Source organism: Alphaproteobacteria bacterium (assembly GCA_037146715.1).
Taxonomy (GTDB): Bacteria; Pseudomonadota; Alphaproteobacteria; order UBA7879; family UBA5542; genus JBAWWO01.
Genome location: JBAWWO010000008.1, coordinates 38091 through 52754, shown reverse-complemented (window position 1 = coordinate 52754; position 14664 = coordinate 38091). Strand labels below are relative to the sequence as shown.

General features: G+C 41.2%; 14 protein-coding genes. 5 read left to right on the top strand and 9 right to left on the bottom strand.

The features are described from left to right. The 4 genes from WCG05_03770 to WCG05_03755 form a co-directional block, all read left to right on the top strand. Positions 1–226 (top strand): hypothetical protein (locus WCG05_03770; protein MEI8321111.1); only part of this gene is annotated, 226 nt, incomplete at its 5' end. A 9-nt stretch (positions 227–235) separates the two neighbouring features. Then, positions 236–1327, top strand: a complete 1092-nt coding sequence (locus WCG05_03765; GenBank protein ID MEI8321110.1) for a hypothetical protein — start codon at positions 236–238, stop codon at positions 1325–1327. Between the two features lie 120 nt (positions 1328–1447). Continuing rightward, complete coding sequence (locus WCG05_03760; GenBank protein MEI8321109.1) at positions 1448–2221, top strand: hypothetical protein; 774 nt, start codon at positions 1448–1450, stop codon at positions 2219–2221. Next, positions 2214–3860: a hypothetical protein gene (locus WCG05_03755; protein MEI8321108.1), complete on the top strand. Its 1647-nt coding sequence runs from the start codon at positions 2214–2216 to the stop codon at positions 3858–3860. Before WCG05_03760 ends, WCG05_03755 begins: the two co-directional genes overlap by 8 nt. 29 nt (positions 3861–3889) lie before the next feature. On the opposite strand, the gene WCG05_03750 is transcribed toward WCG05_03755, so the two are convergent. The 4 genes from WCG05_03750 to WCG05_03735 form a co-directional block, all read right to left on the bottom strand. Further along, entirely contained in the window at positions 3890–5059 is a 1170-nt protein-coding gene (locus tag WCG05_03750) for a site-specific integrase (protein ID MEI8321107.1), read from the bottom strand. Positions 5060–5263: 204 nt separating this feature from the next. Beyond that, positions 5264–5932, bottom strand: coding sequence for a hypothetical protein (locus WCG05_03745; protein ID MEI8321106.1), 669 nt, complete (start codon positions 5930–5932; stop codon positions 5264–5266). Continuing rightward, positions 5925–6323: a hypothetical protein gene (locus tag WCG05_03740; protein MEI8321105.1), complete on the bottom strand. Its 399-nt coding sequence runs from the start codon at positions 6321–6323 to the stop codon at positions 5925–5927. Before WCG05_03740 ends, WCG05_03745 begins: the two co-directional genes overlap by 8 nt. 22 nt (positions 6324–6345) lie before the next feature. Further along, positions 6346–7332, bottom strand: coding sequence for an AEC family transporter (locus WCG05_03735; GenBank protein MEI8321104.1), 987 nt, complete (start codon positions 7330–7332; stop codon positions 6346–6348). Between the two features lie 98 nt (positions 7333–7430). Between WCG05_03735 and WCG05_03730 the strand changes: the two genes are divergently transcribed. Next, positions 7431–8690, top strand: a complete 1260-nt coding sequence (locus tag WCG05_03730; protein ID MEI8321103.1) for a methyltransferase — start codon at positions 7431–7433, stop codon at positions 8688–8690. Here the strand turns inward: WCG05_03730 and WCG05_03725 are convergent. From WCG05_03725 to WCG05_03705, 5 genes are all read right to left on the bottom strand, one after another. After that, positions 8677–9600 carry a tyrosine recombinase XerC gene (locus WCG05_03725; protein MEI8321102.1) on the bottom strand — a complete coding sequence of 308 codons (924 nt, stop codon included), beginning with the start codon at positions 9598–9600 and terminating at the stop codon, positions 8677–8679. The two genes, WCG05_03730 and WCG05_03725, sit on opposite strands and share 14 nt — an antisense overlap. Before the next feature lie 98 nt (positions 9601–9698). Next, positions 9699–11156, bottom strand: coding sequence for a GNAT family N-acetyltransferase (locus tag WCG05_03720; GenBank protein MEI8321101.1), 1458 nt, complete (start codon positions 11154–11156; stop codon positions 9699–9701). A 2-nt stretch (positions 11157–11158) separates the two neighbouring features. Continuing rightward, positions 11159–12520, bottom strand: a complete 1362-nt coding sequence (locus WCG05_03715; GenBank protein MEI8321100.1) for a hypothetical protein — start codon at positions 12518–12520, stop codon at positions 11159–11161. Between the two features lie 105 nt (positions 12521–12625). Beyond that, positions 12626–13555 (bottom strand): thioredoxin-disulfide reductase, encoded by a 930-nt coding sequence (gene trxB / locus WCG05_03710; protein MEI8321099.1) that lies wholly within the window; start codon positions 13553–13555, stop codon positions 12626–12628. A 102-nt stretch (positions 13556–13657) separates the two neighbouring features. After that, positions 13658–14614 carry a hypothetical protein gene (locus WCG05_03705; protein ID MEI8321098.1) on the bottom strand — a complete coding sequence of 319 codons (957 nt, stop codon included), beginning with the start codon at positions 14612–14614 and terminating at the stop codon, positions 13658–13660. Between the last annotated feature and the right edge of the window lie 50 nt (positions 14615–14664).

Sequence of the window (14664 nt, the reverse complement as noted above, 5' to 3'; positions counted from 1 at the left end):
GTCTCAGAATAATCCTCAACGCCGCTCTTTCCCTTCTGAAAATTCCCAAACTCTGCTCATATTTGAAATATGTCAGGTGTTAAGAGGGAAGGATTTAAAATTAGATATTTGCATTATGAAGATGATAGTGTGGTTTGCCCGGAAGAGCAAAATGCTATTAAATGGCTGCATTTTCGGCGATGATAACTATTCAGAAAATACAGAAAAATCAAAATTACAAACTTAAAGAGGAATAATGTTTAAACTTACAAAACTATTCACTGTGTTGGCAGGTGCCCTTGTAATGAGCTCACAATTTTCTTATGGGGCTTCTCGCCAAGAAGAACTTGATATTAAAGAATCAATCAAACCTTTGTGTATTGGTCTTGGAAATCCTTCACATATTTTTCGAGAATTGCAACATTCTAGTGTTGAAGAGAGAGGTAGCATTGTTCGATGCGCTAGAAACTTTATAACACACTCTATGCAAGGCTCTGACCGTCTGAATATTCTGCGTATATTGTCCCCTGTCTCTTCAAACGCAGAAAGAGAACAGGTTACCTCTTATGCTCAGAAACTTATTCTTCCTGATCTCCGTTTATGGGATTGTCTTAATATTATTAAAATAATAAGAGACCTTCCCTCAACGGAAAGGAATAATTTTGTTGTTTGTGCGCAACTTATCGCGTCTAATATGCATTATGATTATAATTCCATTGTCTCAGATATCCTTGGAGTTTTGAAAGAAATTCCCGACGAGGAGAGGAGAAGTTTTAATGCTTTCACTCAAAACCCCAACTTAGCCTGTATAGAGACTATACGGGTTTTAAGAGATTTGCCTCACAAGGAAAGGGAAGATTTTGTTGCCCTTATTCAGCTTATATCTCGAAAGGATCACCACCTTAGCACCTTGCTCTACTCTTTTGCAGAAATTGTTGCTGAAGAGAGGAAAGACGTTATGGTTCTTACTCAAAGATTCACTGTACCAGAAATGACGAATCGAGACTATGCAGGGATTATTCCCGTCTTAAAAGGAATTCCGCCCGCAGAGAGAGAAGAAATTGTCACTTTGACTCAAAAGCTCTTGCCTTTTCTAAACGGTAAAAAGATTCATGAAGAAATCATGAGTAATTTGAGAATCATCCCCTCTCCAGAGAAAGAAAGAGCTATTGCTTTTATTCAGAACTCCATTAAACCAGAAACTCCTGAAAATGGAATGGATAAGATCATCATCGATATTTTACAAAAACGAAAATGGAGAGATCGGAGTCAGGGCCAAAGCGTCCCTAGACTTGATTCGGATGATTCTATTTTAATCCCCTTTGAGTCTAAACTCGATGGATTATAAGTTGCAGGTGTAGACTGTCTGGATCTCTTTGATTATCTAAATTGAAACTTGTCTGAAAATGCAGCTTGCAGCTTGCTAAGTCCTGTAGTAAAAGGAACATGAAGTTAAGGAGGGTTTGCTATGAAGTCCGTGTTTATTGCTCTGGTTTTTCTGATTTTCTCTGTTTCATCCTATGGGAGCTGTATCGAAGATGATGGTATTTTAAAACTCAATCAGCAGATCATTGATCAGGAGGGGTTGGAAGATTTTCCTGATGCCACTCCTGTTTCTTCCGTTCTAGAACATATTAGCTTCTATGAGGAAGATTTTTCTAGAATATGGGCTATTGATTTAAAGAAAACATATTTATTTCAGGATGATTTTAAAGTTTTACTGAAGACTGTGCTGCCTAAGGCTCCTAGTCTAAAAGTTCTTGTTTTAGGAACTGTTCATCTGGATGATGGTATTTGGGTTAATATTCTGTTCCCTATTTTAGTTCAGAGAAATTTTGAGTACTTAAACATCCATGAAACAACCTATGACAATAAAAGAATTCAACCTATTCTGGCAATGGGAAAAGAGAGGTATCCGCAGGATTGGTTAGATCTTTCTAAAAAATTGATTTTTGCAAGCCAGTCTTACTATTCAAAACTTAAACGAGAAATTCTTTGGATTCGTGATTGTGAGCAAAAAGGTTTGATATCATCTGATTGGGATAAAAGCCACCAAGAGTACTATGCGGAGTACTATGAAAGAATAGAAAAATCAAAGGCACTGCACATTTTAACAGGAAATGAGAGTGAGGATGATTTAGATGATTTCGACGAAATTGCTGCTTCATCTGATTCGGACGAAGGACCCATGCTGGAATCTCTCGCAAAACTTACACTTGAAGAGAACGTGGACCATGTCTAGAGTTTTTTTATTCCTTTCACTTGCAGTTTACCATTGTGGAAGTTTTTCTTCTTTTGTGGGGCTCGATGTAGCTTTGGGACCTATTTGTGGGGCCAACACAGGAAAGATTGTTGAGCGTGTTAGAACGGAACACAATAAGTTAACTTCTATTCAAAAGAAGCTTTCTGTGGCGTTACCAAAATCTAATTTTGACGAACCTCTTAGCGTTTTATTGCAGGCTGCTGTTCCTATCGGTTCTTCTCCTATTGATAATGGAGGGACAAAGTCTAGTAGGCTTTCTGTTTCAGGCTCTCAGATAACAAAAAGTACGAACGGAACAATTCTTGAAGATTTAGAAAATTCAAATTTCGGGCTTATCAGCTTGTTGATTGTTCAAAAATCTGGAAAGATTCTGCCAATGGCAGTATACCCTCAAAATGATTTGATGATGGGAGAATTTTCCAGAGTTTATGATAGTTGTGTTGATCGTTCACATAATATAATTCCTGATCTAGCAGACTTTGAAATCCAGTGGTCTAGCTATCTATATCCTAAGCATTATATTTTAGGAGAAAAAATGCATATGGTTAAAAAAGCCATTCACACTGCTCTTGAAAATATCAGAACAGAAATAAAAGCACTAAATGAGATAGAAGATGCTAGTGTTGTTCCGGAAAAAATAGATCAAATTTTAAACAATCTTAAAACCTATCATGGGAGATATAAAACTTTGATTCGTAGTGGATGGCACACAGAACAGCGCATTGTTTTTGATTTAGACCAGTCAGACACTTTAGTTCCTCTTAGAAATTTAAAAAGATTTTTAGAAAAAGAACAAGACCCCGTTTTAGCTGTTATTGCTTGCCTTCATACCGAACGAAGTCCATGTTCTATGATTAAAAGTTGTGATTGTCTGTCATGTCTTAAAAATTGGTCGGAAAGATGGAGTTTTAGGAGTGAGAATCCGGACATTCCTGTTTTTATGACGGTTTCTTACGAAAAACTTTATGTAGCCAACCCGGATCAGTTTTTAGATTATGTCTCCAAAGAAGATTACACTCAAAGCATTCGTTCTGTTCCAGGAAACAATTTCTTTATTGATAAATTTTCCCCTTCTATTTCTACTCAAAATCGAGATATTTTAAACGATGTTCGTTCATGGGCAGCTCAAGGATTTTTGGTAAGACAGCTTAATAGGGTGAGGGGGGGATCTGGACCTGTTAGCGCTTACGATGATCATCTTTTCAATGCTATTACACCCCTTATAGGGGAGTTTAAGATTTCCTACAATGCTTCCTCAGATATTGTTGATTGTAGATCTTTTAAAATTGTGACCCCAAATCTTGGTCTTGAAAAAATTTATACAGATAAGGATGGATTTTTGTTAAGGGCAAGTTTTGATACTTGCCTGGGAATTACTAAGATTGAGGGAAAAAGGGTTGTCTTAGAAGGTCCTCCATCTCTTGTTTTATACGCTACATCAGATCGGGCCATAGAGAGAGGAGAGGAAGGTCAACCAAGCACTATAAAAGAAAAAGATACAGACTGGTCTCTTTTGATAAAAATTGCTGCAATGATAAAACTTAAGGAATTTTTAAACTTGGAATCAAAACTACAACGAGAATGCCTGCTTCCTCCAGACTCTGACTCATCTGATTAAAGCTTTTTGTCGATCATTAAGTAAAATTTTCATTCCTCCTTCTCTCGTGTTTCCATCATCGCTGCTGTTGCGCGCTCTACGGATGCTCGGACGGGGTCAATGTTTAATCTGGCATAAATGGCAGTGGCTTGTTGGGTTTTATGGCCCAAGGACTTGCCGATGATATAGCTATTGGCTCCTGTGGTTGCTTGCCAGCTCCCAAGGGTGCGTCGAAGATCGTGTAGTCTCAGATCTTCTAATTCTGCCTTTTTTAGAATACGTTTCCAGACGTTTTTGGGTTCTTCCAAATGTCCAGATTTGCTGGTCGTGCTGGGGAAGATCCAGCCACTTTCCTTTTTCTTAAAAAGAGACTTCAGAAGACCTAATGCTTGCTCAGAAAGGGGTACAAGCTGGGAATTGCCGTTTTTAGTCTCAACAATATTCCATGTTTCTTGATCAAAACTAATGTCTTGCCAACGCATCGCTAAGACGTTGCTTCGTCTCGCTCCCGTTAAAAGGCATAATTTAAAAAAAGTTGCTAATGTTTGGTTAGGGTCTTCCTCAAGTGCTTTCAGGAATTTCGGCAATTCATTTCCTTGCAAGAAGCGTTCTCTGGATTTTTCTTTAAATCTTTTGATGCCTATTGTTGGATTTGTATGGTTCCATCCCCAGCTTATGGCCTTGCTAAACATAACGGCGAGTAATGCTAACATCCTATTGGCTGCGTAGAGTCCATGATCCCTACCTATTTTTGCATGTAGGGCCTCTATATCGGCTTTGTGTAGTCTAGATATTCTATGCTTATCCCAATGGGATAAATAAAGTTTGTGCTGATTTAAATCACTTTTCCAGGACTTTTTATGCACTTTGGCATGTTGATCAAGGTAACGAGCAAAAAGTTCTTTGAAGGTAAGTTCCTCCCGAATTTTGTTCTTTTCACGGTTGGGATTTTCCCCCTGGGCAATTTTTGCGTTGATCTTAGAGGCTTCTCCCCGAGCGTTTTCAATAGATAAGTCCGGATAACGTCCCAGAATCATACGTTCAGGTCTGCCTCCTATTTTGCGATACACGATGAAAGTTTGAGTGCCTTTATCTGTGATCCCGACTCCTAAGCCCCGGACTTTCGTATCATAATAGTAGGTGCGTTTTCCTGATTCTGGCCTTGGAAGGCTTTCAATGGACTTTTTTGTAAAGTTAAATTTGTTCTCTTGTGTCTTCATTTGGTGCTACTCCCGTGCTACCCTGGTGCTACCTTTTGAGTAAAATTTGAGCTATTTAGGTTAATTCAGAATAATGACATTATACCCGCAAACGCAAGCTGGATAAAGAAAAATTAAGATCTATTAATTTTGAGAAAACCCATAGATCGCTGACTGTTAATCATTGGGTCACTGGTTCGAGTCCAGTTCGGGGAGCCATCTTTTCTAACGCCACATGGGCATCAGGAGATATAAACAAAAAGGGTGTAGGGGTTTTTGACGTCCAAATCTTTTTATATTTTCTTCAGAGAAAATGGATACAAATTTTTCTATAGATTGGCTTTTAAGGAGGCTGGGCATACCATCGTTGTTAAAGTTTTTAAGTGCCTCTAAATGCATACTAAAATAAAAAAGATTAAGGTATCGGCATCGCTCTTCAAGGGCGTAGCTCCAGGCGGTGGGGCTTTCTTCTTTTAACCTGATCAGGGCATCTAAAAAATTCTCAGACATTCTTACATGAAGCTGCATCACCTGCATACACTGCATTTTTCTTGCATCTGTGGGAAGATGGGCAAAGCGGTCTAAGCGATTTTCCAGGGCTTTAAGGCTGCCAGGGGTTTCGCTTCCCCAGAAGGTTGAGGAGCTCCACAATTTTTCTATGGCACCCGCGCTGCAAGGTTGCCCTAAAGCGCAGTTGATCAGATTAGTTGCGGAATCGCATTTATTCAGATCGAACTCACCAAAACGTATGTGGGAAAAAAAGATAGATTCCTGATTAGCTGCCACAAGAGCACCAACTTTTCTTTTTACATTACTGTCTAAGTCTTGCGTTGCGCCGAAGCTATTTAAAAACACAAAAGACGTTGTAAAAATTATTTTTGAGAGTTTAATCATGGAGCGTTCCATTAAGTTTTTTAGTTCGATAGGTTCGCCATAGGGCTTGAATTTTCTGGGCTGCTTTATTTTTCTGTTCTTGTTCTACATAACTCCTAAAATCAATCTCTATTTTGGAGCCTCCTTGAATCAGAATTGTTTTTTTATTGGCGCCACACACAAAAAATACGCGATTCCTACTAGGGGTGATCGTAGTAGGAAAATTGAGGCTTTCTCCCCCTCTCCCTGCGGCCAACTCTTTTCTTAGATGAGGAAAGAGTTCTGCAGTGCTAGCAAAAAAATTGGATACTTGAGGCCGTGTTGCTATTATATCTTTTTCGTCTCTAGCTGCTGAAAAACTGTTACAAATACTAGAAATTGTTATTGCAAGTATTCCAAAAATAAACTTCATAGCTATATTTCCTCTAAAAATATTACTGCACAAACATCTGCAGCTGGTCCTTAAAAAAAGTCAAAATTAATCCAATGGTTATGAATGAAATAAAGGTGGTGATCAGAATAAGTGCATTTGTTCGCCGAACGTTCAGCCCATAGCGTTGGGCGAAAAGGCTGGCGTTTCGGGCGGCAGGCATAGCGGATAGCAAGCACAGGGAAAGCATCCAAAAAGGTTCAAGATCAAAGATGTACCGCCCGATGAAAAACGCCACCAGGGGATGCATCAGATTTTTCAACAGGGTCAGTCCTAACAGGTCAATCAGCAAGTCGTCTTTGGTAAAATCAATGCGGTCTTGCTCTAAAGACAGACCCAGCACGAATAAAGAAAGGGGGGCAGCCATACTGCCCGCCACGTCAAAAATGTGCTTTAGAGAGGCGGCGACGGGAATCTGGTAATAGGAAAGGGCCACCCCAATCATGGCAGCAGGCACTACAGGGGCCTTCATTAAAATAAGCGGTAAATGCTTTAAGAATAGCTTCATGGCTGTGGCAACACCTTGGGTTGGTTGAGCCTTGCGATAAATATCATATTCCAAAATCGCAATACTCAAGGGGGTCAAAAAGATGGTTTGAAAGACCATGACCAAAACAATGGGGGCCACATTTTTGAAAAACAAAAAGAACACGGGAATAGCCAAATAAGTGGTATTGATTTGGGCGGTTCCGATCAGGGAAATGGCGCGCTCTGACAGGTTATTAGGAAAGGTTCTTTTGCTGAATAAAAGGGTGAGCCCCCCAATCACTAAACAGCTGAGGATAAAGGCCGCAATAAAAGGGCCGTTAAATAATTTTTCCAAGGATTGGGATGAAAATTGACCCAGCAGCATGGCGGGAATGGCGATAAAAAAAACGAAATCTGTAAAAATTGAAGCCGAGCGTTTCCCCACAATTTTGAAATAGCTGCACACATAACCAAAAATGATAATGGTAAAAATAGGCAGGTTGTGTAGTAAGATATGTTTCAAAAATAGAGTCTTTCGTGAGGTTTCTTGGGCATTGTAATCTAAATTTTGAAAATATTCTATAGCCTTTAACGCGCGGTTTCTTTAGATTGAAGGGGATCATGAAAATAAAAATAACCAGTCTGAACTCTAAAGGGGATGGGGTAGCCGAAGGGACCCAGGAGACTTATGTTGTGCCTTTTTCGTTGCCGGGTGAGGAAATTGAGTTTGCCTCGGCTGAGCCCTTGAAGCCAGGGGTATGTGGGGTTGACCGGTATGAAAGACTGACGGATAGCCCCCACCGGCGTGTTCCTCCATGCCCTTATTTCGGGGCCTGTGGAGGGTGTCAACTGCAGCATATGACAGATGATTTTTACGCGAATTATAAAGGGGGCTTGTTAGCAGAAGATCTAGCAGTTCACGATATTGTTGCCTCAGAGGGGACATGCCCCCAGATGTTCGGTCCGGGTAATCGCCGACGGATTAACTTTAAGGTGATGCGTGTGGGGCAGGGAGTGGCTCTTGGCTATCACCAACGGCGCAGTCACAAGGTTTTGGATATTAATGCCTGCCCTCTGTTGACCCAAAAATTGCAGGATTTGATTGCTCCCTTTAAGGCCCTATTTAAAAAGATTTTGCAGGGGGGTGATAAGCTAAACTTATTCCTGACTGAAGCTCTGAATGGGTTTGATGTGCTGATGGATTTTGAAACAGCAAAAAGTTTTTCTTTTGAAGAAATGGGAGCCTTGATTGCAATGGCCCAGAATTACAAGTTGATACGGGTGACCTTGAAAACGCCGAGGGGGGAGGAGCTGTTGTACGAAGCAGAAAAACCGCGGGTGGCTTTTCAGGGTATTTATGTTGCCATTCCTCCCAATCCTTTCTTGCAACCGTCTGAGATTTCCCAAGATAAAATGATTCAAACGGTCATGGATTTGATGCCAAAAAATGCGAAAAAGGTGGCAGATTTATTTTCAGGTTTGGGTACCTTTTCCGTACCTTTGTCGGCCCGTATGGCCGTTGATGCTTATGAGCAAAACCCTCAGGCCGTGAAATTTTTGAAAGAGACAAAAAAGCTTTTACCAGGAAAAATAGAGGCTTTTGAACGGGATCTTTTTAAAAATCCTCTAACAGTTCAGGAGCTTGAAAACTACGATTGTGTGGTGCTGGACCCCCCTCGGGCGGGGGCTGTGGCACAAATTAAAAATCTGGCGGCATCCAAAGTTAGCCATGTGATTATGATTTCCTGTAATACCCATACCTTTGCCAGGGATGCCCATTTGTTGATCAAAGGCGGCTACAAAATGGAGTCACTCAAGGTCTTTGACCAGTTTCTGTGGTCTGTGCATTTAGAGATGATTGCTCTTTTCAAGAAAGTGTAGACCTCGGATGGGCGCTTTTGTAGACCTCTTGCAGGTGCTGCCGATTGACCTTGGTGTATTTTTGGGTGGTGGAAAGGGAGGAATGCCCCAGCAGCTCTTGAATGGTGCGCAGGTCTCCTTTAGCTTCCAGCAAATGGGTGGCGAAGCTGTGGCGCAGGGCGTGGGGGGTGACGGATTCAGGCAGTCCCATAGACCTTCGCAACTGACGGACTTCTTTTTCAGCAACGGACACATTCAGCCGTTTGCCCTGTAGCCCCACGAAGATGGGGAGGGCACCCTCTTTCCCAAAGGGGGATATGTTTAAGTAATCTTGAATTCTGTCGTACACAAGGGGCAGCAAGGGCACAAATCTTTGCTTATTTCCTTTACCTTGAACCAGCAACATATGACCAGGTGTGGGCAGATCTTTTTGATTCAAGTTCAAAGCCTCACTAATACGAAGCCCACAGCCATACAAAAGGGAAAACAGGGCGATACTTCGTTTCCCAACCCACGCGGTTGACTCCAGGGAATCTGCATGGGAGACAAGCTCTTTTGCTTCCTCCTGCGACAGGGCTCGGGGGACAGAAGCTGGTTTTTTAGGGGATCGAATTGTTTTAACAATCGGATTGTGGGCGTAAGATCTGCGATCTAAAAACAGGTAAAAACTGCGGATCACAGCTAGAGCCCGAATGATGGAAGACTTCGAATAATTTTGTGTGTGGGTTAAATAAGCAAGCCAAGCGCGGAAGTCTTGGGCTTTCAGCTGTTCAAGACTTTTTAGGGTTAAATCCCCTCCCAAATGCTCACCAAAGAAGGTGAAAAATTGCAGCAAAACCCGCCGGTAAATGGGAATAGTCAGGGGGGACAGGCGGCGCTCTTTTTCAAGCCACTGAATCCATTCCTGAAGGTAAGGCATAAGATGGTCCATGGGGGTAGTATACCCAACCTTATTCACAAGAGTATATAAAAAATAGAGGTCCTCGGGGCAAGCCCGCGGAATTCATTGGGGGTGGGTTCACCGTTTCCTCACTTCTCAGGAAAGAAGGGGACCGATAGTTTAGTTGCTTCCTCAAAGGGATAAAAATTCTTTTCCTTAAAGTCAAACTCGTGGGACGTTCTTTTATATTTTTGCGACCAAGTTTTTCCATACTCGGCTTCCAAAAGTCCTTCAGGATTAGCCGGTGTGTTGACAAGCTTTCCCCCAAGACGGCGTCGAACGATTGGAAATAGATCAGTTTTCTTAATTTTATGTTTTAGAGTCCATTTGGCTGGAGGGAAGACATATAGATCATCATCTGTGGGGTCAATATCTATCTCAAAAATATCAGTAAAAGGACATTTTCCGCCGAAGCTAAGAGGAGACTCAATTTTCCAACCACGGAAACAGTCCATACCCAATTTCTCTTCAGATCTACAGTAAGTATATCCCAATTTAGTCAATTCTTTTAAACAGGCTTCTACTTTTGATCGATCAGAGACTAAACTTAAAAGATCAGCATCATCATCCCAGGGAAGGCATCCCCCTTGTTTTTGCCCCACGGTATGGCGGGTCATTCCCAAAGACATGCCGGCAAAAACCCAATAGCGGGTCTTCATACGTGTAAAAACATCATCAATATCATGAACCATTTTATATAAAAAAGTATGCCAGGGTAAAAATTGCTCATAAAGGTAGGGGAGAGGAAAATTGGTGAGGTCAAGACGAGTTATCATCTTATTCATATCAACAGAATAGGTGTGGTCAGTTAGAGGGATGGCGCATAATTTTTCGGCTGTTTTACGATATCTTTCACCATCAACTGTTATCGAAAAATGCATTTCTAAGGATGGAAATTCATAGAATTGTTCTAGCAATTTTTCTTTTGGCAATGCATATACATGACGGTCTTGAGTTTTTGAGGGATTTTTCCCCCTTCTCAGAAAGATTGCACCAACTTTTTCAGCAACTCTGATGGATGGGGCATTATCTGGATGAATGCTGAACACTAGGCTTGTACAACAAAGTTCAATAAACACGGCATCGGCACGCAAAAAAGCCTGTAAGGCTTCACTCGTGTATTTTTGTCCTTGAAACGCCGGAGAGGTGGCATAAAAAATCGAATTTTCCTTTTTGTTAAACATTCCTCTCCCCACAAAACATACCAGGTTTATTGGATCTTCTTTTGTGTAAAAAAACATATACTTTGCATCTGGTTTGGTAGAGGAGGGTGGTAAAATTTCTTCTATTTTTTGCTGAATCCATGATTCGTCTTTTTCTGTTCCATCTTCATAGTATTTGCTATTTAATTCTCCACCCTTTGTACGATCATTCAGCAAGGCTGCCATTGCCTTGATGCGTTCAGTAGTTGGGGGGAGGCTTTGCAATCGGGCAGTGTAGAAGAGAGGAGGTTCATCATAGTATGGAGCAGCAGACGCTCCGTAGCCTATAGAAAAATCTAAAGAAATCTTTAGAGCAGCGCTTAAAATCCATAAATATTTTTTCATTTTTACTCCTCTTTCATGAGCTGTGCAAAATCGAAATCAAGGTCCTCCCAACCGCGCTGGCCGAATTTTGCAAGCTTCATATCTCCTTTTCCTCTCCACGAGTTTTGATGATGCACGGTTAACCATGTCCTGTCTGGGATTATAACTGGGCTATCACTTTTTTTGAGTGTTGATAAAAGGACGGCCATTCCATGGGCGTTACTTGTCCAATGCATTTGTTTTGGAAGAATTTTTTGGGGAGAGGCTTGTTGGTCTTCTGCAGTTGCCGCAGCTTCTGCTGGGGTTGCAGCTATAGGTTTGTCATAGGCAACTTCTTCCGCCTCATTTATTAATTGTCCTTTTAGCAGATAATCTAAGGTATTCAACTCTCTTTTGAAGACGGGAGATCCTTTCGAAATCCCAAAAAAACAGGTATCCAGATCTCCATTTCCATAAGAAAAATAAACAAGGTTTGAATAAAGGGCACATTTTCTAAGGTTTTTGGGGCTGTGGTATTCAACTCCAAGATCTGAATAAAATCCTCCAAATTCCCAGGCAATAACGCGACGCAATACATCATTTGCGAAGGAGAAATGACGATGTTCTAAATAAGCATCAAACAATCTTCTTACCCCTGTTAAATCTTTTGGCGTATTTGTAAAAAGGCAAGAATCTGTCAAAGAATGGATGTTAATAGATGGACAATCTTTCTTTAGCGCAGAAATCGTTTCTGGGATTGTTGTGGGGTCAAAACACCAAAAATGATGATCCCAATCAGGTAAAAGTTTAAGGCTATGCGTATAATATTGAAGGATTTCTGGTTTAACTTCAAAGGCCTCTGCCCCCCCCACACCGGTAAGCCAAATTCGATGAGTTCGGTAAGGAATTTTGGGTTCAGAAATAGGATCTATAGGCGCAGAAAATTTAGATATCATATTTTGAGACACGGCGACAAGTTCCAACCGACGTTTAAGAAGCTCATTGGGTTCTGTTCCATAGACAATACGAGCAATGCTTACCAAGGGCCCCAACTTTCCATATTTTCTTTGGCTCCATCTATTGTGATAATCTTGAATGACACCAAGTGTTTCGGGTTTTCTTGATAAAGAGGGATCGATTCTTTGGAGGGCTGGATTATCAGAATCAGTTGCCTCACAAGAGAGATCGGCTAATCCCATATAATGCTCTAATCCATTATAGGAACCTTCTAGTCTAGCATAAGGATTCCTCAATCCATCATAAGGATTGTCAAGTCCATCATAGGAATCATCTGCGAGGGTTACTCTATGCAGACAGTCTTTTTCGGCATAAGGATCATCTGCGACGGCAGCACCAGCTTGATTGCACAAAAAAAGTAGTAATATCCCTAAAGATAGAATTTTCATGAGACCCCCTATTTTTTTATATTTTTTCCATGCTAAAGCATTTTTAACTTATTGAATAGAGGGTATTTTTTAAAAAACAGGTTCAAAAAACAGGAAAGTCAGGGATTACCCCAAATACTTTTGGGCATCCAACGCAGCCATGCATCCTTGCCCCGCGGCCGTAATGGCCTGGCGGTAAACCTTATCTTGAACGTCGCCTGCCGCAAAAACACCGGGAATATTCGTCAGGGTTGTGCCGGGTTTGGTCACCAGGTAACCTTCTGCATCTAAGTCTAGTTTTCCTTTAAAAATCTCTGTTTGGGGGGAATGCCCAATCGCAATAAACACACCGTCGGTTTGGAGGGTTTGTTCAGCATTTGTATGACTGTTTTTCAGCCGAATGCCTGTGACGGATTTTGGCGTTTCTGTGCCCACAATTTCATCCACTACAGAATCCCAAATAACGGTTATTTTTGGGTGGGCAAGCAGCTTTTCTTGCAGCATCTTTTCCGCCCGCAGCGTGTTGCGTCGGTGGACTAAGGTGACCTTAGAGGCATGGGTTGTTAGATAAAGGGCTTCCTCAACGGCGGTATTCCCGCCGCCAATCACAACAACTTCCTTGTTTCTAAAGAAAAATCCATCGCAAGTGGCGCAGCCAGAAACGCCATATCCTTGGAATTTTCTCTCACTTTCAATGCCAAGCCATTTTGCTTTTGCTCCTGTTGAAATAATTATGGCATCAGCTTCATAGGTTTCCCCATTTTCGCTGGTGCATTTAAACGGTTTTTGGCTAAAATCAATGTGGGTGATAAAGTCATAAATAAGTTCAGTGCCTACTTTTTCAGCTTGTTTTTGCATTTGTTCCATAAGCCATGGACCTTGGATCACATCCTCAAAACCGGGGTAATTCTCCACATCCGTTGTGATCATCAGTTGCCCACCCGGTTCGTGTCCTAAAATCTGAACGGGGTTAAGGCCTGCACGGGCGGCATAAATGGCAGCTGAATAGCCAGCGGGGCCGCTACCAATAATCAATAATTTACATTTTTTTGTCATGTTGGGTCTCGTTTATTTATGCCAACACGGTAACCAGTATGGGCTTTCTCGTCAACAAAAAACCTGGATTTGTCTTATGACAAACCCAGGAAATTATTGTTTTTACATAGTAGAAGTAGAGTCTCCTGTAGGGCCAGAGGCAACAATATCTTCCAATGCAGTAGTTGTAACAGTTCTGCTTGGCGATCTAGTTGTATTAGCTAACGGCACTTCAGTAGGTGCTGGAGCTTCCTTCACATCAATTAAAAGTTTTTCTCCAGATTCTTTCAAACTTTTATATTCGCTTACAATAAAAGAGGTGCTTTTTAGAATGAGAGCATCAAGACTGACTGCTCCTTCTTTTTCAACAGTAGCTAATCTTGCTTTTGTGGAGTCTACATAGTCGAGCAAAACTTTGTTGATGTTTTGTTGAATATTTGTATCTTTTATGGCACCAAAAATATTCAATCCTTGCCCAATGTTTGCACCGTCTTTATGAACTAACTGAAGAATTTTAGATCGAGAATCATATGCTATCGTGTCAAAGGTTGTAGGGTCATCCTGGGCACTTATGAAGTAGACCAGTTGAGACATTATTCTGCTCTTCAAACCAGCTGCGTCTCCTTTAATGTAATGATCTAAAAGAGTTAGAGCCATTTTTGACTCGTTTGTAAAAATCCCTATATTTTTTAGAATAACTTGTTGCCATGCAGGGGGGATTATATGTGTAATACCGGCCGCAGTTGTAAGATTAACGCCTCCATCTGATCGAGGGACCATTGTGCTTCCCACAATTTTTCGTGCAGTTTCAATAGTGGTTTTGAACTTTTCCAGTTCTTTAACAATAGCTGTTTTCGCAGAATCATCGATACCTGGAAGCACTTCAATAACAAGTTCACCAATAGGAATCAGAACAACAGCTGTTTCATCCAGGGCTACTTCTATGTTTGCTTTTGTGCAACATCTTTTCCACCAGGAAGGGCTTGGTTCAGTTCCGGCGGCAGCCGATCCTACAGCGTTTCCTCCATACAGGGCAAGACAAAGAGCAATCAAAGAAATAGAATGATGTAATTTTTTCATAGTAACCTCCATTTATTTTTTATATTTCTATAAAAAGTATGGACGTGGTT

Coding starts and splice junctions, on each gene's coding strand:
- trxB (MEI8321099.1), bottom strand. CDS start 13,555: ATGACAAAAAAATGTAAATTATTGATTATTGGTAGCGGCCCCGCTGGC.
- WCG05_03755 (MEI8321108.1), top strand. CDS start 2,214: ATGTCTAGAGTTTTTTTATTCCTTTCACTTGCAGTTTACCATTGTGGA.
- WCG05_03720 (MEI8321101.1), bottom strand. CDS start 11,156: ATGAAAAAATATTTATGGATTTTAAGCGCTGCTCTAAAGATTTCTTTA.
- WCG05_03730 (MEI8321103.1), top strand. CDS start 7,431: ATGAAAATAAAAATAACCAGTCTGAACTCTAAAGGGGATGGGGTAGCC.
- WCG05_03740 (MEI8321105.1), bottom strand. CDS start 6,323: ATGAAGTTTATTTTTGGAATACTTGCAATAACAATTTCTAGTATTTGT.
- WCG05_03745 (MEI8321106.1), bottom strand. CDS start 5,932: ATGATTAAACTCTCAAAAATAATTTTTACAACGTCTTTTGTGTTTTTA.
- WCG05_03725 (MEI8321102.1), bottom strand. CDS start 9,600: ATGGACCATCTTATGCCTTACCTTCAGGAATGGATTCAGTGGCTTGAA.
- WCG05_03715 (MEI8321100.1), bottom strand. CDS start 12,520: ATGAAAATTCTATCTTTAGGGATATTACTACTTTTTTTGTGCAATCAA.
- WCG05_03750 (MEI8321107.1), bottom strand. CDS start 5,059: ATGAAGACACAAGAGAACAAATTTAACTTTACAAAAAAGTCCATTGAA.
- WCG05_03760 (MEI8321109.1), top strand. CDS start 1,448: ATGAAGTCCGTGTTTATTGCTCTGGTTTTTCTGATTTTCTCTGTTTCA.
- WCG05_03765 (MEI8321110.1), top strand. CDS start 236: ATGTTTAAACTTACAAAACTATTCACTGTGTTGGCAGGTGCCCTTGTA.
- WCG05_03705 (MEI8321098.1), bottom strand. CDS start 14,614: ATGAAAAAATTACATCATTCTATTTCTTTGATTGCTCTTTGTCTTGCC.